Origin of the sequence: Stenotrophomonas sp. CCNWLW162, assembly GCF_037203745.1 — a bacterium.
In the GTDB taxonomy this organism is placed as follows: Bacteria; Pseudomonadota; Gammaproteobacteria; order Xanthomonadales; family Xanthomonadaceae; genus Stenotrophomonas; species Stenotrophomonas maltophilia_AQ.
This window is the reverse complement of record NZ_JBBCBL010000002.1, coordinates 744,207-767,114: the sequence shown is the minus strand read 5'-3', so window position 1 is coordinate 767,114 and position 22,908 is coordinate 744,207. Positions and strand designations below refer to the sequence as shown.

At 66.8% G+C, this 22,908-nt stretch carries 16 protein-coding genes and 2 pseudogenes; 13 read left to right on the top strand and 5 right to left on the bottom strand.

The window, feature by feature from the left end; translation table 11 throughout:
* Nucleotides 1–111 precede the first annotated feature (111 nt).
* The 7 genes from V9K93_RS08480 (at nt 112) to V9K93_RS08450 (ending at nt 7,954) form a co-directional block, all read left to right on the top strand.
* Nucleotides 112–597 carry a DUF3261 domain-containing protein gene (locus tag V9K93_RS08480; protein WP_489686267.1) on the top strand — a complete coding sequence of 162 codons (486 nt, stop codon included), beginning with the start codon at nt 112–114 and terminating at the stop codon, nt 595–597.
* A complete protein-coding gene (locus V9K93_RS08475) occupies nt 597–1,781 on the top strand; it encodes a beta-ketoacyl-ACP synthase (RefSeq protein WP_295378156.1) in 1,185 nt (394 codons plus the stop codon). Before V9K93_RS08480 ends, V9K93_RS08475 begins: the two co-directional genes overlap by 1 nt.
* On the top strand, nt 1,778–2,233 hold the full coding sequence (locus tag V9K93_RS08470) for a hotdog family protein (protein ID WP_136639696.1): 456 nt from the start codon (nt 1,778–1,780) through the stop codon (nt 2,231–2,233). Before V9K93_RS08475 ends, V9K93_RS08470 begins: the two co-directional genes overlap by 4 nt.
* The gene (locus V9K93_RS08465) at nt 2,230–2,961 is read left to right on the top strand and encodes a 3-ketoacyl-ACP reductase FabG2 (RefSeq protein WP_046983487.1); all 732 of its coding nucleotides are present in this window, start codon (nt 2,230–2,232) and stop codon (nt 2,959–2,961) included. Before V9K93_RS08470 ends, V9K93_RS08465 begins: the two co-directional genes overlap by 4 nt.
* A complete protein-coding gene (locus V9K93_RS08460; RefSeq protein WP_046983488.1) occupies nt 2,961–4,199 on the top strand; it encodes a beta-ketoacyl-ACP synthase in 1,239 nt (412 codons plus the stop codon). The genes V9K93_RS08465 and V9K93_RS08460 overlap by 1 nt, the downstream gene beginning before the upstream one ends.
* 163 nt (nt 4,200–4,362) lie before the next feature.
* Nucleotides 4,363–4,623, top strand: a complete 261-nt coding sequence (locus tag V9K93_RS08455) for a YcgL domain-containing protein (protein WP_012512459.1) — start codon at nt 4,363–4,365, stop codon at nt 4,621–4,623.
* Nucleotides 4,616–7,954 carry an ankyrin repeat domain-containing protein gene (locus V9K93_RS08450; RefSeq protein WP_337302372.1) on the top strand — a complete coding sequence of 1,113 codons (3,339 nt, stop codon included), beginning with the start codon at nt 4,616–4,618 and terminating at the stop codon, nt 7,952–7,954. The genes V9K93_RS08455 and V9K93_RS08450 overlap by 8 nt, the downstream gene beginning before the upstream one ends.
* Before the next feature lie 205 nt (nt 7,955–8,159).
* Here V9K93_RS08450 and V9K93_RS08445 read toward each other — a convergent pair whose 3' ends face one another.
* The gene (locus tag V9K93_RS08445; protein WP_046983490.1) at nt 8,160–9,947 is read right to left on the bottom strand and encodes a monovalent cation:proton antiporter-2 (CPA2) family protein; all 1,788 of its coding nucleotides are present in this window, start codon (nt 9,945–9,947) and stop codon (nt 8,160–8,162) included.
* Nucleotides 9,948–10,287: 340 nt separating this feature from the next.
* On the opposite strand from V9K93_RS08445, the gene mgtE reads away from it, so the two are divergent.
* Complete coding sequence (gene mgtE, locus V9K93_RS08440; RefSeq protein WP_136639698.1) at nt 10,288–11,658, top strand: magnesium transporter; 1,371 nt, start codon at nt 10,288–10,290, stop codon at nt 11,656–11,658.
* An 84-nt stretch (nt 11,659–11,742) separates the two neighbouring features.
* Nucleotides 11,743–14,469 (top strand): bifunctional acetate--CoA ligase family protein/GNAT family N-acetyltransferase, encoded by a 2,727-nt coding sequence (locus V9K93_RS08435; protein ID WP_337302371.1) that lies wholly within the window; start codon nt 11,743–11,745, stop codon nt 14,467–14,469.
* Nucleotides 14,470–14,493: 24 nt separating this feature from the next.
* Here V9K93_RS08435 and V9K93_RS08430 read toward each other — a convergent pair.
* Nucleotides 14,494–14,601: pseudogene (locus V9K93_RS08430) on the bottom strand (YbjQ family protein); the annotation flags it as partial.
* Between the two features lie 973 nt (nt 14,602–15,574).
* On the opposite strand from V9K93_RS08430, the gene V9K93_RS08425 reads away from it, so the two are divergent.
* The 3 genes and pseudogenes from V9K93_RS08425 to V9K93_RS08415 all read left to right on the top strand — a co-directional run bounded on the left by V9K93_RS08425 (nt 15,575) and on the right by V9K93_RS08415 (nt 17,335).
* Nucleotides 15,575–15,952, top strand: coding sequence for a hypothetical protein (locus V9K93_RS08425; protein WP_295378172.1), 378 nt, complete (start codon nt 15,575–15,577; stop codon nt 15,950–15,952).
* 365 nt (nt 15,953–16,317) lie between these two features.
* Nucleotides 16,318–16,593 (top strand): annotated as a pseudogene (locus tag V9K93_RS20795) (ATP-binding cassette domain-containing protein); the annotation flags it as partial.
* 40 nt (nt 16,594–16,633) lie between these two features.
* The gene (locus V9K93_RS08415; protein WP_337302370.1) at nt 16,634–17,335 is read left to right on the top strand and encodes an alpha/beta fold hydrolase; all 702 of its coding nucleotides are present in this window, start codon (nt 16,634–16,636) and stop codon (nt 17,333–17,335) included.
* 119 nt (nt 17,336–17,454) lie between these two features.
* Here the strand turns inward: V9K93_RS08415 and dkgB are convergent, their stop codons facing one another.
* Both dkgB and V9K93_RS08405 read right to left on the bottom strand, forming a co-directional pair.
* A complete protein-coding gene (gene dkgB, locus V9K93_RS08410) occupies nt 17,455–18,264 on the bottom strand; it encodes a 2,5-didehydrogluconate reductase DkgB (RefSeq protein ID WP_136639702.1) in 810 nt (269 codons plus the stop codon).
* A gap of 88 nt (nt 18,265–18,352) precedes the next feature.
* The gene (locus tag V9K93_RS08405) at nt 18,353–19,567 is read right to left on the bottom strand and encodes an MFS transporter (RefSeq protein ID WP_337302369.1); all 1,215 of its coding nucleotides are present in this window, start codon (nt 19,565–19,567) and stop codon (nt 18,353–18,355) included.
* Between the two features lie 107 nt (nt 19,568–19,674).
* Between V9K93_RS08405 and V9K93_RS08400 the strand changes: the two genes are divergently transcribed.
* Entirely contained in the window at nt 19,675–20,577 is a 903-nt protein-coding gene (locus tag V9K93_RS08400; RefSeq protein WP_337302368.1) for a LysR substrate-binding domain-containing protein, read from the top strand.
* Nucleotides 20,578–20,660: 83 nt separating this feature from the next.
* Here the strand turns inward: V9K93_RS08400 and V9K93_RS08395 are convergent, their stop codons facing one another.
* The gene (locus V9K93_RS08395; protein WP_337302367.1) at nt 20,661–22,781 is read right to left on the bottom strand and encodes a methyl-accepting chemotaxis protein; all 2,121 of its coding nucleotides are present in this window, start codon (nt 22,779–22,781) and stop codon (nt 20,661–20,663) included.
* Between the last annotated feature and the right edge of the window lie 127 nt (nt 22,782–22,908).

The window sequence follows — 22,908 nt, the reverse complement described above, 5'->3', positions numbered from 1 at the left end:
CATCTACAGCGGCTGCCCTACACGTGTGCTGGAGGCCGCGTGCCGCAGCTGATCGTGCGCGGCATTGCAGCGCTGCTGCTGTGTGCGCTGCTGTCCGCCTGCGCCGGGCGCATGCCGAGGCCGCAGGTCGAGCTGCCGCCGCTGCGGTTGGCACCGTCCAGCCTGCCGACGCCACTGGCGCTGCAGCAGCAGCTGCATTTCCGCTTCGGGCGCCACGAACGTGATCTCGACGCTCTGCTGGAAGCCGATGCGCAGCAGGTGCAGCTGGCGGTGCAGGCCATGGGCCAGACCGGCGTTCGTCTGCGCTGGGATGGCCGGCAGTTGACCGAGCAACGTACATCGTGGCTGCCGCCGCAGGTTCGCGCGGAGCGTGTGCTGGACGATCTGCAGTTCGCGCTGTGGCCGACGGCCGCGATCGCCGCCGTGCTGCCGGCTGGCTGGCAGGTCGGTGATGACGGCCACCAGCGCAGTCTGTCGCGCGACGGTACGGTGTGGCTGCAGCTGCAGCGCCTGCAGGACGGCAGCCTGCAGCTGGACAACCGCGCAGAGGGCTACGCGCTGCGCATCGAATCGATCGAAATGGCTGGACAGGATTGATGGATACCGCCGTTTTCCTCAACGATCTGGGCATTGTCTGCGCGCTGGGTGATGGCCGCGCGGCGGTGGCGGAGGCGATGTTCGCCGAGGTGCCGGGTGGGTTGAGCAACAACGACAGCCTGTTGCCGGGGCGGACCCTGGCGCTGGGGGAGGTGTGCACGCCGCTGCCGTCGCTGGACGAACTCCCGCTGGCCCTGCGCGGGCGCAACAACGCGCTGCTGGCGGTTGCGCTGGCGCAGATCGCGCCTGCGGTGGCCGCGGCCATCGCCCGCTATGGCGCCGAGCGCGTGGCTGTGGTGATGGGGACCAGCACTTCGGGAATTGGTGAAGGTGAGCGGGCCATGTGCTCCCACGCCAGCAACGGTCATTGGCCGGCGGACTACGACTACGCGCAGCAGGAAATGGGAGCCGCCGCGCAGTTCGTGCGGCTGCGCAGTGGTGCGCAGGGCCCGGCATGGACGCTGTCCACGGCATGTTCATCCAGTGCCAAGGCCCTGGCGTCGGCTGCGCGCCTGTTGCGCGCCGGCGTTGTCGATGCGGTCATCGCTGGCGGCTCCGATTCCCTGTGCCGCTTTACCGTGGCGGGTTTCAGCGCGCTTGAGTCGGTGTCCGCGCTACGCTGCAATCCGTTCTCGCAGCATCGATCCGGCATCAACATCGGGGAAGGAGCCGCGCTGTTCCTGCTCACCCGCGAGATCGGTCCGGTGGTTCTTGCGGGCTGGGGTGAATCGTCCGACGCCCACCACATGTCCGCACCCGACCCGCAAGGCCAGGGCGCCATCGATGCGCTGCAACAGGCACTGAAGCGCGCTGGCTGGTCGCCCACTGATGTCGATTACGTGAACCTGCATGGCACCGCCACCGACCACAACGATGCCATGGAAAGCCTGGCGGTTTCGGAGGTGCTCGGTACCGGTGTACCGGCCAGCTCGACCAAGCCGCTCACCGGGCATACGCTCGGCGCCTCCGGCGCGATCGAGGCGGCATTGTGCTGGATGATGCTGGCCGAGAACCCGCTGCAGCGGCTGCCACCGCACTGGTGGGATGGCGCCGTGGATGAGGCGCTGCCGGAACTGTCACTGGTGGCGCCGGGCACCCGCCTGGCACGGCCGCTGCGACGGATACTGAGCAACTCGTTTGCCTTCGGCGGCAGCAATGCGGTGTTGGCACTGGAACGCCGATGAATCCTCTCTACGCGATCGAGGAGGTGGTGCCGCATCGCCAGGACATGTGCCTGCTGCAGCGGATACTGCGATGGGACCAGGACAGCATCGAGGCCGAACTGGTGGTACCCGCGAGGGGCTTGTTCATCCAAGACGGCGAAATGCCGGCCTGGATCGGCATTGAGTACATGGCACAGGCAATTGCCGCCTGGGCAGGTTGCCGCGCGCGCGCGGCCGGCATTGCGCCGCAGTTGGGGTTCCTGCTGGGCAGCCGGCGCTACAGCAGCCAGCGTAGTGGTTTCCCCAGTGGCTCCCGGCTGCGCGTGCAGGCGCGTCGTGAACTGCTGGGCGACAATGGGCTGGGGTTGTTCGCCTGCCGGATCCTGGCGGGCGAGGAAGAATGGGCGGTTGCCAACGTGTCGGTGTACGAACCGGCCGACGCGAAGGCCTATCTGGAGAGTGGACAGGCATGACCGGGAATCGATGCGTGTTGGTGACGGGCGCCAGCCGGGGGATCGGCCGCGCCATTGCGCTACGTGTTGCCCACGATGGATTCGACGTGGCGGTGCATTGCCGCAGCCGTGTGGAGGAGGCACAGGCCGTTGTGGCCGAGATCCAGGCGCTGGGCGTGCAGGCGCGCGTGCTCACCTTCGACGTGTCCAATCGTGATGCCGCGCGCGCGGCGCTGGAGGCCGACGTGGACGCGCATGGCGCGTATTACGGCGTGGTCTGCAATGCGGGCATCGCCCGTGACGGCGCTTTCCCGGCGTTGTCGTCGGAGGATTGGGACCAGGTCATCCACACCAACCTGGATGGCTTCTACAACGTGCTGCATCCGTTGATCATGCCGATGGTGCGGCGGCGCAAACCAGGCCGCATCGTCACCCTGTCGTCGGTGTCCGGCATTGCCGGCAACCGTGGCCAGGTCAACTACAGTGCGGCCAAGGCCGGCATCATCGGCGCCAGCAAGGCCCTCGCACTGGAGCTGGCCAGCCGCCAGATCACGGTCAACTGCGTGGCTCCGGGCCTGATCGAGACGGAGATGCTCAGCGAGGACGTGGTGGCGCATGCCCTGAAACTGATTCCTGCCGGCCGCATCGGCCGTCCCGATGAAGTGGCGGCGACGGTGGCCTTCCTGCTGTCCGAGCCGGCCGGCTACATCACCCGGCAGGTGATTTCGGTCAACGGAGGCATGCTCTGATGGCCACCGATCATCGCGTGGTGGTGACCGGTGCCGCGGCCATCAGTCCGCTTGGCCACGACTGGCCGACCATTCACGCGCAGCTGCGCAGCGGCCGCAACGCTGTGCGCGCAATGCCCGAGTGGGATGTCTATGCCGGGCTGAACACCAAACTGGCCGCACCGGCGCAGCCATTCGAGTTGCCGCCGACCTACAACCGTAAAAGCACCCGTTCGATGGGCAAGGTGGCGATCATGTCGGTGCGTGCCACCGAAATCGCGCTGTGCGAAGCTGGACTGATTGATCATCCGGTGCTGCGTAGCGGGCGCACCGGGGTGGCCTATGGCTCCTCCTCCGGCAGTCATGAGGCCATCGGCGAACTCGGCCGCATGCTCAACGAGTTCACCACCGAAGGCATCAGCGCCACCACCTACCTGAAGATGATGAGCCACACCGCGCCGGTCAACATCGGTGTGTTCTTCGGCCTGTCCGGGCGCGTCTACACCACGTCCAGTGCCTGTACGTCCGGCAGCCAGGGCGTCGGCGCGGCCTATGAGGCGATCCGCAGCGGAAAGCAGACGGTGATGGTGGCCGGCGGCGCCGAGCAGCTGGACGCCGCCGCGGCTGCCGTGTTCGATACCCTGTTCGCGACCAGCGTGCAGAACGATGCCCCGCAGTCGACGCCACGTCCCTTCGATGCCGGCCGCGACGGCCTGGTGCTGGGCGAGGGCGCCTGCACCCTGATCCTGGAGGAACTGGGCCACGCGCAGGCTCGCGGCGCGACCATCCTCGCCGAAGTGGTGGGCTACGGCACCAACAGCGACGGCCAGCACGTCACCCAGCCCAGTGCCGACACCATGGCCCAGGCCATGCGACTGGCGCTGGAGGATGCCGGACTGGATGCGGCGCAGATCGACTACGTCAACGCCCACGGCACCGCGACCGATCACGGCGACATCGCCGAAACCCAGGCCACCGCGCAGGTGTTCGGTCCACGGATGCCGATCAGTTCGCTGAAGAGCTACGTCGGCCACATGCTGGGCGCCTGCGGTGCATTCGAGGCCTGGGTGAGCATTGAGATGATGCGTGCCGGCTGGTTTGCCCCGACCCTGAACCTGGTGGAGGTCGATCCGCGCTGCGGCCAGCTGGACTTCATCACCGGTCAGGGCCGCGAACTCCAGGCCGAGTATGTGATGAGCAACAATTTCGCTTTCGGCGGCATCAACACCTCCCTGGTGTTCCGCCGCTGGAGCGAGTGATCCTGCAGCCGGCAACGGTGCGTGTGGCTGAACGCCGCCGCCACATTGCTGAATCCCGTCGGGGAAACGCCGTCGATCACGCCGCCATCGTCGGCTGACGGCTTTCCCCGGTGTCGGCTTTCCGACACAATCATGGCTCTTCCCGGGTTATCGTCCCGCGGACATGCACGCCTACGTCTATAAAAGCCAACTCAAGCCAGACACCTACGTCTACGTCCCCCGACGCGATGATTTCAGCGCGCTGCCCGCGCCGCTGCTCACCTCGCTGGGGGCGCTCACCTTCGTCCTGGACGTGGCCCTGGAGGCCCGGCGCCGCCTGGCCCAGGCTGATCCGGACAAGGTCCGCAGCGAAATGAACGAACGTGGTTTCTACCTGCAGGTGCCGCCGTCGGTGTCCAGCCTGATGCCGCGACACTATGACTGACGCCTCCCGTCCACGCGTCCTGTCGATCGCCTTTGCCGTGGGTGCCGTGCTGGCGCTGGGTGCCGCTGTGGGCGGCATTCCGGGGGCCATCCTTGCCGCACTGGCGCAACCGGCGTTCGCGCTGGGCGTGTCCTGGTGGCGGCGCAGCCGCGCGCTGCTGCCACTGAAGGTGGTCGCGCGGCAGGACCTGCCCGCGCTGTTGGCGCTGTGGGCCGCCGCACCGCTGCTGCTGGCGCTGCTGCTGGCCTGGCCGCTGGCGGCGCTGCGCGACAGTGGCAGCCTGGCCGCAGTGCTGGGCCTGAGCGTGCTGGTCAGTGCAGGCCTGCTGGCGGCCTGGCGTACCTGGCCGTTGTGGAACGACATTGAACGGCTTGATGGCAGCCTGGCCCAGCATTGGCAGGCACTGGCCGGGCGCGACCTGACCGCCTGGCGCGGCCTCGGTGTGGCCGCGCTGGTGATTGCCCTGGCGGCACTGGTGGTACTGCCGGCCTGGCCGGACCTGCTGCCGGAAAGCGCGCGTTGGCCCGCCACACTGGCAGTGCTGGTGCTGTCGCCGCTGCTGCACCTGTTGTTGCAACGGGTGGCCCCGGCGCCGTTGGTGTCACTGCGTGCGAGCCCGTTGGCCACGGCCAGCAGCGAGCACGAACCGATGTTCTCCGCCGCGGTCGAAACCGTGCCGCTTGAGGCGATGGCGCCGCAGGAGCTGACTCCGGCGCTGTATGAAGCCGCGCGCCACGGCCGCATCGACCGTGGCCTGCAGCTGCTGCAGGCCGGCGCCGATCCCTATGCGCTGCCGGACCCGAACTGGCGCGACCAGCGCAGCCTGGCGGTGCTGGCCGCTGTGCTGCCGGACCTGCGCCTGCTGCGCGAACTGATCGCCCGAGGCGTCGACGTGAACGCGCCGCACCGGGGCATGACCCCGCTGCTGGCCGCCACCCGTGACAGCTGGCACGGCCGCCCGGAAGCGGTGATGACCCTGCTCGCCAACGGCGCCGATTCGCGTGCCATCGACAGCGATGGCAACACCCCGCTGCATCATGCCGCGCGCAGTTCCGACCCGGGCGTGGCCGCGCTGCTGCGCGATGCCGCCGCCGAAGTGGATGCGCTGAACAGTGACGGATGGTCGCCGCTTGCGGTGGCCTGCCAGGTCGGCAACTGGCGCCTGGCCCGCTTCCTGCTGGAGCGCGGTGCGCGCAGCGAACCGGCCGAGGGTACGCCGGTGCTGCTGGCCGCCGCCGCCACCGAAGACGATGATCCGGCCGGCGTGCAGCTGCTGCTGAAGCACAAGGCCCGGGCCGATGCCCGTGACCGCCAGCGCCGCAGTGCGCTGCATGAGGCGGCACTGGCCGGCCACGTCGAGATCATCGGCGTGCTGCTGGGCGCTGGCGCCAACCTGGAAGCGCGCGACGCGCTCGGCCGCACGCCGTGGCTGGAAGCGGCCCGCGCCGGCCGCGCCGGTGTGATGGAACATCTGCTGCCGCACAAGCCCGACCTGGTCGCGGTGGACGGCGAAGGCCGCAATGCGGTGCAGCTGGCCGTCATGGCCGAGGATGTCTCGCCGCTGCTGATCAAGCGCCTGGTCGATCTGGGCATTGCCGCCGATGCCACCGATCCGGTCGGCCGCCGTGCGGTGGACTACGCCGCCGAAGCCGGCCGCTGGGCGATCGTGGCGCTGCTGGATCCGTCCTATCCGTTGCCGGCGGCGGTCAGCGATGGTCTGGCCGAGCGCGGCGAAGCGGCCACGGCCAGCGGCCTGCTGCCGGACCGTCCGCCGTTGACCCTGCTGCGCGAGGCGCTGGGCTTCGGCAACACCGACGGCATGGCCGCGCTGGCCAAGCTGTGCCAGCCGGAAGAGCTGGGCGGGCTGCTGCTCGACCCCGAACTGGCGCTGGAGCCGGCCGCGGTCGATTGGCTGCTGGCCCACGGTGCGGATCCCTATGTGCGCGACGCCTGCTCCGATACGCCGATGTTCGCGCTGCTGTCGCGCGGCATCGATGCAGTGCCTGCGCTGCAGGTGATGCTGCAGCGTGGCCTGTCACCGGCCGGCCGCGGTGGCCTGGCGCGCTTCCTTGCCGCCTGCGCGCAGCACGACCAGGCCGCCCGTGGCTTGGAACAGCTGGCGCTGGAACTGCTGGAACGTGGCGCCGATCCGTTCGCGGCTTCGCCGGCGGGCGATCCGCCGTTGTCGCTGGCGGTGCGTCTGGGCTGGCTGCGCCTGCAGCAGGCCCTGCTCAAAGCCGGGGTCGACCGCGAAGCGCGCGACAGCCACGGCATGACCGCTTTGCACCTGGCCACCGCACTGGCCCGCGAAGGCGCACTGAAGCTGCTGGTGCAGCACGGTGCCTCGCCGGAAGCACGGGCGGCCGACGGACAGACGCCGCTGGGCGTGGCGCTGTCGATCGGTCGTCGTGATCTGGCCGACTGGCTGGACTGGCGGGTGTGGCCGTTGCCGCGCCGCACCCTGCGCGAGGCCGACCTTCCGGCCGCTGCGATGGCCGGTGACGTCGATGCGGTGCGCCGCCTGATCGATCTTGGGTTCGCCGTCGACGCGGTCGATGCACAGGGCTGCACCGCGCTGCTGCGTGCGGCCGGTGGTGGCCATCTGGCGGTGACCGACCTGCTGCTGGCACGTGGTGCCGATCCGCAGCACGCCGCTGCCAGTGGCGCGACGCCGCTGTCGGCTGCGGTCAGCATGCGCCAGGTGGACATCGTTTCGGCCCTGCTCGACGCCGGCGCCAAGCTGGAACACCGCCTGCCGGGCGGGGTGACCGTGCTGATGCTGGCCTCGGCGCTGGGCCTGCCGGACATCGTCGCGCGCCTGCTCACCGCTGGTGCCGACGTGCATGCCGGTGACGCGCAGCAGCTGGGCCCGCTGCATTGCGCGGCGCTGTACGGCTTCAGTGCCCGCGACCGCTCGCGCCTGCTGGCCCTGCTCGACACCCTGCTGCTGGCCGGTGCCGAACCGGACCAGGCTGCGGCGGGCTCGGTCACGCCGCTGCTGCTGCTGCTGGGCGCACGCGCCGAACCGGGTACCGCGTGCGACGAGCAGGTCGTGATGGCCGCGGTGGAGCGCCTGCTGGACGAGGAAGTGAGCCTGGAGGTGCGTGATCCGCGTGGCTTCGGCCCGCTGCACCTGGCCGCTCTGCATGGACTGCCGCTGCTGGTGCAGCGCCTGTTGCGTGCCGGTGCCGATCCGGAAGTACGCGACAGCCTCAACCGCAGCCCGCGCGAGATCGCGGTGATGCGTGGCTTCATCGACGTGGCCGGCGAATTCGAACCGCGCGTGCCGGGCGTCTCGTCGATGGCGCGGTTCCTGCGCGACAACGGCTGATCAGGCCGGGGTCGGATCCCTTTCCAGCGGAAAGAGCTCTGACCCCAACACCGTGCTGCCGGAATCTGCAGTGGGTAGTGCCGGCCGCTGGCCAGCAACCCCATGAAACCTTCCGGGATCCAGAGGCTGCCGGCCAGCGGCCAGCACTACCGGGCCCGCGTCCATCGGGTGGGTGCCGACCGTTGGTCGGCACACCGGCTGGCTGTCACCGCTCCTTGTCGCCGTCGCTTTCCGCGTCGGCTTCAAACAGGTGCATCAGGTCGTTGCGCGCATCGCGCGAGGTCTGGATCACCGCGGCCTCGTCGTCGTACACCAGGTACTGGTCGCGCAGCAGCTGTTCGTCGTGCTCGCGGAAGCGCTGCACGTGGCGTTCAGCCACGTCCGCCGCCACGCCCAGCGCGGTCAGCACGCGGCCGCTCATTTCCAGGCTGGTGCCGAACACTTCGCGGAACGGCTCGGCCGACATGTCCATCAGGCGCCACGCGTGCTGGCGGTTACGTGCGCGCGCCAGCACCTTTGCGTCCGGATACAGCCGGCGCACCATGCGCACCGCACGCAGGTTGGTCTCCGGGTCATCCACGGTGATCACGAACACATCGATGTGTTCGCCGCCGGCTGCGCGCAGCATCTCCGGCCGGGTCGGGTCGCCGTAATACAGCTGGTTGCCGAAGCGGCGCAGGTCGGCCACGGTATCCGGGTTCGCTTCCAGTGCCACGAACGGCACCTTCTGCGCGGTCAACAGGCGCGCGATGACCTGGCCGAAGCGGCCCATGCCGGCAATCAGCACCTTCGGCCGGTTGTCCGGCGCCACCTTGTCGGCCTCGGCCGCCTCGCGCGGCGCCGCCTTCTCCTGGCCGAGCAGCTTGAGGAGCGCGATCATCAGCAGTGGCGTGATCGCCATCGACAGGCCGACGATCGCCACCAGACGGTCATGGTTGGCGTTGCCCAGCAGGTGCGCGCGCTGCGCTTCGTTGAACACCACGAAGGCGAACTCGCCGCCCAGCCACAGCACGCTGCCCAGCAGCAGCGAGTGCCGTGAACTGAGCTTTGCGATGCGCCCGATCACGTACAGCAGGCTGAACTTGACCACCAGCAGGATCGCCACGCCGGCGGCGATCAGCCACGGCTCGGCAACGATGCGGTCCAGGTCGATGCCCATGCCAACTGCAATGAAGAACAGGCCCAGCAGCAGGCCCTTGAACGGCTCGATCTGCGCTTCCAGCTCATGCCGGAACTCCGAATCGGACAGCAGTACGCCAGCCAGGAACGCGCCCAGGCTGGGGCTGAGACCGGCCTCCTGCATGAACCAGGCGGTACCCAGCACCACCAGCAGGGCAGTGGCAGTGAATACTTCCGGGCTGCGGGTGCGCGCGATGATGCCGAACACCCTGCGCAGCACCGGCCGCCCGCACAGGATCACCACCGCCAGCGCACCCAGCGCCACGGCCGCATCTTCCCAGCGCAGCGTCTCGTTCTTCACCCCGCCCAGCAGCGGGATGGCCGCCAGCAGCGGAATCGCGATCAGGTCCTGGAACAGCAGGATGGCAAAGCCCAGGCGGCCGTGGTCGCTGTTGATCGCCTTGTGCTCTGACAGCAGCTGCAGGCCCACCGCAGTGGATGACAGTGCCAGCGCCACGCCCACCACCAGCGCGCTTTTCCACTGGAAGTGGTCGAGCAGCAGCAGGCCGCCCAGCACCAGCCCGGACAGCGCCACCTGCGCCGCACCGGCACCGAATACCGAGCGCCGCATCACCTTCAGGCGTGCGGGCGATAGCTCCAGCCCGATGACGAACAGCAGCATCACTACGCCGATCTCGGCGGCGCCGAGAATGCGATCGGCGTCCTGCACGAAGCCCAACCCGTCCGGGCCCAGCACCACGCCGGCCGCCAGGTAACCCAGCACCGCGCCGAAGCCGAATTTCTTGAACACCGGCACGGCGATGACCGCCGCCAGCAGCAGCACCAGGGCCAGTTCCAGACCACCGCTATGCATGGGAATACCTGGTCATCGGGAAGCCGCTGCGCGTCCGTTCGGGTAGGAAAAGCGTGGCGAGCGCCACCCCTCCATTATGCGCGCCGCTCCGTACAGGCACGAGAACGACCTGCGGGGCCGGGCCACGCCGCGCGGCACGGGTTGACCTGCAATGCCACCGGGTCCAGACTGCCCGCCGCTGGCGGCGCGTCTGCCAGCACACGCATCCCGGAGTCCCCAACCCATGTCCAGCGACAGTAGAAGTCGACCTCGTTCGACGCCAGTGATGGCCACCGCCTGACATCGGGACGGTTTGCCTGCGTTGGCGTTGCGCGAGGTCGCACCCCCACAAGGCAATCCGATGAACCAGAAGCAATTGCTGCGCCCGGTGGCCGATGCCGCCGCACTGGCCGCACCCCTGGCGAACTACAACACCGCCGACGCGGTGGAATTCCTCAATACGCTGGAACTGACGCGCGCCGCGGAAACGCTGGCGGCGCTGTCATTGCCGCGTGCGGTGAAGATGCTCGAAGCACCGGAGCTGCACCGCAGTGGCGAGCTGGTGGCGGCACTGCCGCCGGCCCGTGCCGCGGCGCTGCTGGGGCTGATGGCCGACGACCGTGCCACCGACATCGTCCACGAGCTGGACGAAGAAGAACGCGCGCGGCTGATCCCGCTGCTCGGCACCGATGCCCGCCAGGCCATCCAGAAGCTGCTCAGCTACCCACCGAACACCGCCGGCGCGCTGATGACCACCGAGTACGTGGCGGTACCCGCCAGCTGGACCGTGGCGCAGACACTGCAGCACATCCGCCAAGTCGAGCGCACCCGCGAGACGGTGTACGCGATATACGTGCTGGACCCGGCCAGCCAGCAGCTGCAACAGGTGGTGACCATGCGCCGGCTGATCACCGGCCTGCCCGAGGAGTCGATCCTGGACGTGGCCCAGGTCAATCCGCCGGTGACGGTGGATGCGCTGATGGACCAGGAGGAAGTGGCGCGGCTGATCCGCCGCCACGATCTGCTGGCGATTCCGGTGGTCGACGCGCAGCAGCAGATGCTTGGCATCGTCACCGTAGACGACGTGCTCGATGCGCTGATCGAAGAGTCCACCGAAGACGCGCACAAGTTCGGCGGCATGGAAGCACTGGACAAGCCGTACATGCAGATCGGCTTCTTCGAGATGCTGCGCAAGCGCGCCGGCTGGCTGAGCGTGCTGTTCCTGGGTGAGATGCTGACCGCCAGCGCGATGCAGCACTACGAGGATGAACTGGCGCGCGCGGTGGTGCTGACCCTGTTCATTCCGCTGATCATGAGTTCGGGCGGCAACTCCGGCTCGCAGGCCACCTCGCTGCTGATCCGCAGCCTGGCGCTGCGCGAACTGCGCCTGCGCGACTGGTGGAAGGTGGCCCTGCGCGAAGTGCCCACCGGCATGGTGCTCGGCGCCATCCTCGGTTGCCTGGCCATCGTACGCATCGTCATCTGGCAGCTGGGTGGCCTGCACGACTACGGCGAGCACTGGATCCTGCTGGCGATCACCATCGGTGCCGCGCTGGTCGGCATCGTTACCTTCGGTTCGCTGTCCGGCTCGATGCTGCCCTTCATCCTCAAGCGGCTGGGCTTCGATCCCGCAAGCGCCTCGGCCCCGTTCGTGGCCACCCTGGTGGACGTGACCGGGCTGGTGATCTATTTCAGCATCGCCGCGATGATCCTGCACGGCACGCTGCTGTAACAAAAAGGGGACGGAGGGGATTAAGTCGTTTGTGGCACAAACGACTTAATCCCCTCCGTCCCCTTTTTTGGTTACCGTAGGCGCATGAGTACCTACCACCTGCAGTCTGTGTTCCGTCCGCAGTCGGTCGCGGTGATCGGCGGCAGCCCGCGTGAGCGCTCTGCCGGCCGCGCGGTGATGCGCAACCTGCGCGGCACCGGCTTCCCCGGCAAGGTGGCGTGGATCAACCCGCGGCACGCCGAGATCGATGGCATCCGCACGGTCAAGCGGTTGAAGGACCTGGACTGGGTGCCCGAGCTGGTGGTGATCACCGCCCCGGCGGCGATCGTGCCGCAGGTGATACGCACCGCCGCCGAGCGCGGCGTGCAGTCGGCGATCATCCTGACCGCGCACCTCGGCGAAGGCCCGGGCTCGTTGTCGGCGCAGGTTGAAGCGGTCGCGCGCAAGCATGGCCTGCGCATCCTTGGCCCGCACTGCCTGGGCGTGATCGCACCGCATGCACGGCTCAATGCCAGCATCGCCGCGCATTTCCCGCAGGCCGGCGACCTCGCCCTGATCTCCGAGTCCTCGGCCATTGCCGCCGCGCTGGTGGAATGGGGCGTGGCGCGTTCGGTCGGCTTCTCCGCCGTTGTTTCGCTGGGCGACACACTGGATGTGGATTTCGGCGACCTGCTCGATTACTTCGCCACCGACTACCGTACCCGCGCCATCCTGCTCTACGTGGAGCAGATCAAGGACGCGCGCAAGTTCATGTCGGCTGCGCGTGCCGCCGCTCGTGCCAAGCCGGTGGTGGTGGTGAAGTCCGGCCGCGCCGAGCGTGTGCAGCCGGGCAGCCGCGATACCCATGTGCAGGCGCTGGCCCGTGCCGACGATGTCTACGGAGCGGCGTTCAACCGTGCCGGCCTGCTGCGCGTGAGCGCGCTGGATGAGCTGTTCACCGCCGCCGAGTCGCTGGGACGGCTGGGGACGTTCCCGGGCCGCCGCTTGGCCATCCTCAGCAACGGTGGCGGCGTTGGGCGCCTTGCCGTGGACCAGCTGATCGCATTGCGTGGCACGCTGGCCAACCTGTCTGACAGCACGGTGGAGAAACTCGACGCGGTGCTGCCGCAGGGCTGGTCGCGCAGCAATCCGGTCGACATCGTGGTTGACGCGGATGGTGATCGCTATGCCGCGGCCATCGAAGCGCTGCTGGCCGACAACGAGAACGACGCGGTGATGGTGGTCAATGTGCCGACCGCATTCACCTCGTCGGCCGACGCCGCACAAGCACTGACCCGCACGCTGGGCCTGCGCCCGCGCCAACACCGCGACAAGCCGGTGTTCGCTGTGTGGCTGGGCAACGATGACCAGGCAACCGCCACGCTCAACGCGGCGCGGGTGCCGACCTATCCGACCGAGGCGGAGGCAGTACGTGGCTTCCAGCATCTGGTGCGTTACCGCGAAGCGCAGAACGCGCTGATGGAAACACCGCCCAGCCTGCCGCAGGACTTCAGCGTGGATGCGGCGGCCGCACGCGCGCTGGTTGATGCCGCGCTGGCCAACGGCCAGCAGTGGCTGGACCCGCTGGCCACGCATGAACTGCTGAAGGCCTACGGCATTCCTTCCGCGCCGGTGATACATGCACGCGATGCGCACGAGGCGATGGACCTGGCGCAGCCGCTGCTGGAACGCGGTGCCACGGTCGCACTGAAGATTCTGTCGCCGGATATTCCGCACAAGTCCGAAGTGGATGGTGTGCGCCTGAACCTGGCGACGCTGCCGGCGGTGCAGAGTGCCGCCCATACGATCCTGTCGCGCGCGCGCCAACTGCGTCCCGACGCCCGCATCGACGGCCTGCTGGTGCAGCCGACCATCGTTCGCCCGAAGGCACGCGAGATCATCGTCGGTATCGCTGATGACGCGACGTTCGGCCCGGTGATCGTGGTCGGCCGTGGTGGTACCGCGGTCGAAGTGATCAACGACAAGGCACTGGCGCTGCCGCCATTGGACCTGCGCCTGGCCCATGAACTGATCGGCCAGACCCGCGCCTCGCGCATCCTCAAGGCCTATGGTGATGTGCCCGCCGCCGACGAGCGCGCACTGGCGCTGGCGCTGGTGAAGCTGGCGCAGCTGGCCGCCGACATCCCCGAAGTGCGTACGCTGGACATCAACCCGCTGCTGGTCGACAGCAAGGGCATCCTCGCCCTCGACGCACGCGTGGCGGTGGCGCCGTCGCGCATCCTGCACAAGGGCCGTGGCCATCCGCGCTTCTCGGTGTTCCCGTACCCGAAGGAGTGGGAGCGCACCATCGAGCTGTCAGACGGTGGCCGTGCCTTCGTGCGCCCAGTGCGGCCGGAAGACGATGCGCTGTTCCGTGCGTTCTTCGCCCGCGTCAGCGACGAGGACCTGCGCCTGCGTTTCTTCCAGTCGGTGAAGCACTTCAGCCACGAGTTCATCGCGCGCCTGACCCAGCTCGACTACGCACGCTCGATCGCGCTGGTGGCGATCGAACCGCGCAGCGGCGAAATGCTGGGCGCGGTGCGGCTGCATGCCGACGCCGACTACCACCGCGGCGAGTACGGCATCCTGATCCGCTCGGACCTGAAAGGCCACGGCATCGGCTGGCGCCTGATGGCGATCATGATCGAGTACGCCAAGTGGCTGGGCCTGGACGTGGTCGAAGGCCAGGTGCTGCGCGAGAACAGCACCATGCTGGCGATGTGCCAGAGCCTGGGCTTCAAGACCAAACTCGATCCGGACGACCCGACGGTGATGATGGTGACCCTGCCGGTGCAGCAGGTTGAGGTGCCCGAAGTGCCGCCGGCGGCGTGATCCGCGCTGGGCGATGCACCGGTCTCACCGCATCGGTTCCACCACCACCCCCGTGCCATAGCACAGCACCTCGGTCAGCCCGATCATCACGTCGGTGGCGTCGTAAAGCAAGCTCATGCTGATGATTGCGCTGCTGTCAGTCGTTCTGACGATTGAATACAGACTACAACGATGGCTTGTACCCTGCGCCAGTGATGTCCGAGTGGTCCACGCATGTCGGCGTACCGGGTGCCTGCTGTGTCTCTTGCGTAGGAGTGACTGAATCACCAGAAGGAAAGAAGCGGCTACTGACGCATTTCGCTCTTCAACTCAGCGAAGAAGCAACGCTACCATTGCGCCACTGTGTGGCGGCGGCCCTCCGTGACCTTATTGAAAGAAGATGTTTCCCGATGTTGCAGGCACGAGGAAATTTGTGAGGATCCAAGGTATCAACGAAAAGACCTTCACCAGCTGCATGTGCTGCCTAGCTATGGTGGCGGCAACTGCAGGCGGTCGGATCTTGCCGTTCTTGTTCATAGGAGCGGTTGTCATTGTGATAGCGAGGCGTGCCGAAGTCAGGCGCGAGCGGATTCGGGAAGAGCACGCGTCGAAATGATCACTTTGCAAGGATGCCGCTTGAGCTGCTCCTGCGGCTGATTCCTGAAAGGACGCCAAGTCCGTACTGGTTTCAATGCGGCAGTTGATGGACCAGAGCAATCGTCATGACTCTTCTCGACGCTTGGCATGGAGTCCGCGCGAGTCATGCAGGGTATCTTGACCTGAGAAAGACTGGTGAGCCGTTCGAACAGCCGCATCGAATCAATCTCGTGCAGCGCTTGCTACACGCCCGGATCGCTCAAACGCATATCACTGCAGCAGCAGGTGGGTCCATCTCGTAAAGGAGAATCTCGAGCCGGGTCTGCTTGCGCTTGCCCAGGCCCTGCGCATCCCCAAATGTCAGTCGTATGATGTATTCCACTATGCGACTTAGTAGTGTCCCCCAAAGCGGAAATCTGTGGCGGGCACTGCTGCAAAGTTCGCAGGGAGCTGTTCAGAACATCCTTAGCTCTGGTAAATCATTAGCTGGATCGCGGCGCTTTCGCCCTGCGATCCTTTGAGGGTCGATATGAAGATTACTGATGGATTTGATGGGCGGCATGGCAGGTTCTATTTCATTTCCCTGGTAGCAATGGCGTCTGCCTCAGCGCTGATGCTGGTGGCGGCGCTTCGAGGTGCTGAGCCTTTGCAGGTTCCTCAGGAGGTCGGAGTTTTTGTTGCCGCATTTTCGCTGCTGTGTTCGACGGCAAGTTACCTGTCAATAGGGAAAATTAAGTGCTCGTTCCTGCTGCTTGGGATTTCGGCTGCCGTATTTTCTGCCGCTCTATGGTCGTTCGGTGCGCCTTTGTCGTTCGTGCTGCTTTTGGGGCTCCCAGCTCTGCTATTGTCTTTAATTTCAGTTATTCTTCGGGATAAGGTCGATGTGCAGGTCGAGAGGGATGACTGACGTTTCTTATCTATAGAATGATCTATTCCTAGTCCATTGGTCGCTGATGGCTGAGCGATATTTGCCGTCCTCATGACCTGCATCTACGGATGCTCTGAACAACTACTTCGGTAGTGCTGTCCGCTGGCCGGCGGCCTGAGAGACAATAGAGGCACACGTTGAGAAGCCATCCATGCAGCTGACATTTGGCGATACGCAGGGTCTGGGCAAGCGCAAGCAGACCCGGCTCGAGATTCTCCTTTACGAGATGGACCCACCTGCTGCAGCAGTGATGTGCATTGAGCGATCCGCGCATGTAGTAAGCGCTGAACGAGATTGATTCGATGCGGCTGTTCGCCCGGGTCAGCGAGCTTAATGCGATCCCGGATGACCAGTTGTTTGCCGGAAGCATTGCCGACAACATCAGCGGCTTCGATAGCGCCTTCGATGAACAGCGCATCGAGGAAGCTGCTCGGATGGCAGCCGTGCACGACGATATCACGGGGCTGCCGATGGGTTATCACGGTCTTATCGGAGACATGGGCAACTCGCTTTCAGGCGGTCAGAAACAGCGAGTGATTCTGGCCCGTGCCCTCTACCGCCGGCCTCGGATTCTGTTTCTGCATGAGGCCGCCAGCCATCTTGATGTCATGCGCGGTCGCTGGCATGGCTCCGTCACCGTGATGGCGCGACAATACCCCCATGACCGACCGTATCCCCCTGTTGCTGCTACCCGGCCTGCTCAACGATGCCGAGCTGTGGCGCGCGCAGTTGGCCGACTTGGCCGACATCGCCGAATGCACGGTGGGCGACCAGACCCGTGGTGAAACCCTGCAGGCAGTGGCCGAGGACGTGTTGGCGCAAGCGCCCGAGCGCTTTGCGCTGGCCGGTTTCTCGCTGGGCGGTTTCGTCGCCCAGCAGGTCCTGCGCATCGCTCCGGAACGTGTGCTGCAGCTGGCGCTGATCGACACCTCGATCCACGCCGATTCACCGGAACGTGCCGAGCAGCGCCGCAGCCAACGTGCCAGCGTGCGCCTGCCGGGGAAGTTCCACGGCTTCGGTGACGCGCTGATGCGCAGCTACATCGACGCCTCGCGGCTGGACGACTACGTGCTGGTGCAGCGTGTGCGTGATATGACCGCCCGCATGGGCGCGGAAGTCTTCCTGCGCCAGAGTGCGCTGGAACGCCGTGATGGCCACGATGTGCTGGCCGGGTACCGCGATCCGCTGCTGATCCTCTGCGGTGCGAATGACCGCATCACGCCGCTGGTAGTGAGCGAAGAGATGCATGCGATGGTGCCGCACTCGCAGCTGGTGGTGGTGCCCGATTGCGGGCACCTGGCACCGATGGAGAAACCAGATGAAGTGAGTGCATCGATGCGCGAGTGGTTGCTACAGGAGTAGACCAAAGCCGCTTCTGGTGGGTGCGGACCTTGGTCCGCACGGTGTTTCAATGATCGATCAGAGGTCAGTGCCGACCAAGGTCGGCACCTACCGATTCCAATCCGTAACCGCGGTTGGCCTCAATCCCAGGCCGGGGCAATCCCTTCCGGATTCGCCAGGCGATGGCCACGATCCAGCTTGGCGATCTGTGCCATGTCTTCGTCGGTCAGTCGCACGGCCGCTGCTTCCAGGTTGGCTGCCAGGTTTTCGCGCTTGGTCGACGACGGGATCACCGAGAAGCCCTGCTGCAGCGCCCAGGCCAGCGCAACCTGCGCCGGGGTGGCCTGGTGACGGCCGGCAATGGCCTGGATCACCGGGTCCTTCAGCACTTCGCCATAAGCCAGGCTCATGTAGGCGGTGATGTGGATGCCGTTGTCCTGCAGGAACTTCACCAGCAGGCGGTTCTGCAGGTACGGGTGGATCTCGATCTGGTTGGTGGCGATGGCTTCGGCACCGAGGATCTCGATCGCCTTGCGGGTCTGCGCGATGGTGAAATTGGAGATGCCGATCGCCTTGGTCAGCCCCTGCGCCTTGGCCTCGGCCAGTGCTGGCAGGTATTCCTCCATCGGCACATCGACCTTGTCATTCGGTGACGGCCAGTGGATCAGCGCCAGGTCGACGCGGTCAGTGCGCAGCTTCTCCAGGCTGATGCGCAGGCTGGCCAGCAGCGCATCGCGCTTGAACTCGGTGATCCACACCTTGGTGGTCAGGTACAGATCATCACGCGGCACGCCGGACTCGGCGATGGCCTGGCCGACTTCGGCTTCGTTGCCGTAGATCTGCGCGGTATCAATGGCGCGGTAACCGACCTCCAGCGCATTGCGCACCGAGTCGATCACGGTCTGGTCTTTGAGGCGGAAGGTGCCGAGACCGAAAGCGGGGACAGTCATGGGAAGCTCCAACGGGGGGAAGGGAGTAGCAGAGGGAAGAGGGTAGGACAGGCACCGTATGCATGCCGGCAACGGTGCATTGCATGGATCAATGCGCGGTGGCGGCAATACCGTCGGCGCGGTGGTTGACGCCATCGCGGCGGTCGAGGCGGCCACTGAGCACGGTCAGCGCGTAGGCCAGTACGACCACCAGCGCGCCCAGCCAGGGCGTATGCATCAGGCCGATGTGCTCCACCACCAGGCCGCCCAGCGAGGCGCCCATCGCGATGCCGACGTTGAACGCGGCGATGTTCAGGCCCGAGGCCACGTCGGCCGCCTGCGGCGCATAGCGCTGCGCCTGCTTGACCACGTAGACCTGCAGGCCGGGCACGTTGCCGAACGCTACCGCGCCCAGCGCCAGCACCGTCAGCAGCATCAACCAGGTGTTGTAGGCAGTGAACGTGAGGACGAACAACACCAATGCCAGCAGTCCGAAGATGCGCTTCAGCGCGGGCACTGGACCCAAGCGGTCGGCCATGCGCCCGCCCCACAGGTTGCCGATCGCCACCGACACGCCGTACACCAGCAGCACCAGGCTCACGGCGTTGGCCGGAAGGCCGGTGACGTCCTGCAGGATCGGCGCCAGATAGGTGAAGGCCAGGAAGGTGCCACCGTAGCCCAGCGCGGTCATCGCATAGACCAGCAGCAGGCGTGGCTGGCCGAGCACGGCCAGCTGTTGGCGAAGGCTGGCCGGCGCACTCTGCGGCAGGTTGCGCGGAACGAACAACAGCGCGCCGATAAGGGCGACCACGCCGAGGCCGGCCACCGCCAGGAAGGTCGCGCGCCAGCCCAGATGCTGGCCGATGAAGGTGCCCAGCGGCACGCCGGTCACCAGTGCCACGGTCAGGCCGGTGAACATGATGGCGATCGCGCTGGCTGCCTTCTCCTTCGGTACCACGGCGGTGGCGATGATCGCGCCGATCGAGAAGAACACGCCGTGCGCCAGGCCGGTCAGGATGCGGGCGATGATCAGCGAGGTATAGCCGGGTGCCATCCAGGCGACGACATTGCCGAGCGTGAACAACACCATCAGTGCCACCAGCAGTTGCTTGCGCGGTACGCGTCCGGTCAGCGCAGTCAGCACCGGCGCACCGATGGCCACACCCAGCGCGTACAGCGAGACCAGCAGGCCGGCCGAGGGCAGGCTGACCTGCAGGTCGCCGGCGATGGTCGGGATCAGGCCGACGATGACGAATTCGGTGGTGCCGATGGCGAAGGCACCGAGGGTCAACGCCAGCAGGGCGAGGGGAATGCCACGGGTCATGACAGGGTCCAGCAGGAGGAAGAGGCTGCGCAGTCTGCGCCGCCGACCTTTGCCGAAAAACCGGTCTTCACGCCAATCACTATTGCCGTGCAGTCAATAATAGGGACATGAAGACCACTCTCGATGAAATGCAGGCGTTCCTTTCGGTGATCGACAGCGGCTCGATCAGTGCCGCCGCCGAGCAGCTGGGGCAGACGCCCTCGGGCGTGAGCCGCGCCCTGGGGCGGCTGGAGGACAAGTTGGGGATCACCCTGCTGACCCGTACCACCCGCCGCCTGCACCTGACCGCCGAGGGCGAGGCGTTCCTGCGCCATGCGCGCGCGATCGTCGATGCGGTGGAATCGGCCGAGGAACAGATGGCGGCGCGCCGCGAGCGCCCGGCGGGGCGCCTGCGCGTGGATGCGGCGATGCCGTTCGTGCTGCACGTGATCGCGCCGCTGGTGGCCGGCTATCGCGCGCGTTACCCGGAAGTGCAGCTGGAGTTGAACAGTTCCGACCGCTACATCGACCTGCTCGAACGGCGCACCGATCTGGCGATCCGGATCGGCCCGCTGGCCGACTCCACCCTGCATGCGCGGCTGCTGGGCCGCTGCCAGCTGCGGCTGGTGGCCAGCCCGGCCTACCTGGCCAGGCACGGCGAACCGGCCAGCGTCGCCGCGCTGGGCCAGCACACGCTGCTCAGCTTCAACGAGCCGGAATCACTCAACCGTTGGCCGCTGCCCGGAGAATCGGATGGGCTGCTGCTGGTGCGGCCGGATATCGCCGTGTCCAGTGGCGAGACGTTGCGCCGGCTGGCGGTGGAAGGTGTGGGCATCACCTGCCTGTCCGACTTCGTCACCGATCGTGACCGCAGCGCCGGCACCCTGGTGCAGGTGCTGGCGGCGCAGACGCTGGATGTGTACCAGCCGATCCATGCGGTGTACTACCGCAACACCGCCGTGTCGTCGCGGATCAGCTCGTTCGTGGATTACCTGGCCGACGCGATGGCGCAGAGTGATTACGTGCGCTGAAGTCGTGGTGGGTTGCCGGCCAGCGGCCGGCACTACCGCTCATCGCACGGGTAGTGCCGGCCGCTGGCCGGCAACCGGATCCCTCAGGCCGCGCGCGCCAACGCGTCCTTCGCTGCCGCCGTAGTCGACAGATCGAACACATCCACCGCGTCGATCAACCGGTTCGCCTGTTGTTCCAGGCTGCGTGCCGCAGCGCTGGCTTCCTCCACCAGCGCGGCGTTCTGCTGGGTGGTGCCATCCATCTGGATCACCGTCTGGCTGACCTGTTCAATGCCCGCGCTCTGCTCCTGCGAGGCAGCGGAAATCTCGGCCATGATGTCGGTCACACGCTGCACCGACGCCACGATCTCGGCCATGGTGTCACCGGCCTCGCGCACGCGCTGTGCACCGTGCCCGACCTGTTCCACCGACGCTTCGATCAACGCCTTGATCTCCTTCGCGGCAGCGGCCGAGCGCTGCGCCAGCGTGCGTACTTCACTGGCGACCACCGCGAAGCCGCGACCCTGTTCGCCGGCACGCGCCGCTTCCACCGCAGCGTTCAATGCCAGGATGTTGGTCTGGAACGCTATGCCATCGATCACGCTGATGATCTCGGCGATCTGCCGCGACGAGGTTTCGATCGCGCCCATCGTCGTCACCACCTGGCCGACCACGCTGCCGCCGTGAGAGGCAACGGTATGCGCGCCGATCGCCAGCTGGTTGGCCTGGCGTGCATGCTCGGCGTTCTGGCGCACGGTGGAGGTCAGTTCCTCCATCGACGCGGCGGTCTCTTCCAGATTGGCCGCCTGCTGCTCGGTACGACGCGACAGATCGTTGTTGCCGGCGGCGATCTCTGCAGCCGCAGTGTGGATGTTGCCCGAGGCGTGCTTGATGTCGGTGACGATGGTGGCCAGCTGCGCGGCAGTGGTGTTGGCATCGCCGGCGATGCGTGCGAACACGCCCTGGAAATCGCCGTGCATGCGCGCGCCGAGGCGACCATCGGCGATCGCACGCAGCATGCTGGAGACCTCGCCGAGGTTCTGCTCGGTGGTCTGCATCAACCGGTTCAGGCCATCGACCATCGCGCGGAAATCGTGCTCGAAGCCTGCGCTGTCGCCGCGCTGGCTAAAGTCACCGGCGGCAGCGGCTTCGGCCAGGCGGCGGATCTCGCCATTGATCATGCCGAGATTAACCTTGGCGGTATCCAGTGCGTCGGTGATCACTGCCTTCTCGCCGGGCAGGCGTTCCATGTCCTGGCTGAGGTCACCGATCGCGTAACGGCCCATGATCGCAATCGCGCGCAGCTTTACCTGGATGTGCGCATCGACCAGCGCGTTGCTGTCGGCCACCATCGTGCCGAATGCGCCGGGGAAGGCACTGGCATCCATGCGGTGGCTGATGGTGCCGGCTTCATGCGCCTGTGCCATCGTGGCCTGTGCATCGAGCACACCGCGCAGCGTGGACTGCACGGCCTGCATGGCCTGCGCGAGCCGACCGATCTCATCGCGGCTGCGCACCTGCACAACATGCTGCAGATCGCCGGCAGCCACTGCGCGCGCGGCGGCTTCCACCGCCAGCACCGGCTGCACCACCGCACGCCGCAGCCACCAGCCCAGGCCGATCAGCAGCAGCACGGCGGCCAGCACGGTCAGCGCCGCGCACAGCAGCAGCGTCTGCCGCGCTTGCTGCGAACGGGCTGCTACCGCCGCTTCGGCCACCTGCGTGGCGTGCGTACTCAACGCATCCAGCGCGGTTGCCACCGGGCGGTCCTTGCCGCGCACGAGGTTGTCGCCGGCGGCGGGATCGTAGCTGGCCTCGGCGAACGCCTGCAGCGCCGCGTGATAGTCCTGCTGCAGCCGCGCGTGCAGGCCGATGAACGCCTGAGCCAGTTCGCGCGTGCGTGCATCCGGGCTGCTGACCAGGCCCTTGGCCAGCTGCTCCACCAGACGGCCCTCGCTGTCGAACGCCTCCAGGTGGCGCTGGCGCAGTGCGTCGTCGTGACCGCGCAGCAGTACGTTCTTCCATTCCTGCACCTGCCCGCGGAACTCGCGCTGCAGGCGCTCGGCGTCGCGGCTGTGGGCGACTTCGGGCGGAACCTCGGTGGACAGTTTCAACCAGGCGGAGGCGAGGCCGGCCAGAGCACACAGCAGGACCACGGCCAGACCAACGGAAACCGCGCCGAGCAGCTTGGACTGCAGGCGCGGAGCACGGACAGACGCATTCATGGGGAAGCACTCTCGGGAAGGGGCACTGCGGTATCGACCCGCTGCGCACGCCCTGAAGTGGGATGTTCATCACATTCGCGTTTCGTTTAGTGATGTGAAGAAACTATTTCATAGGACAGATATGTCC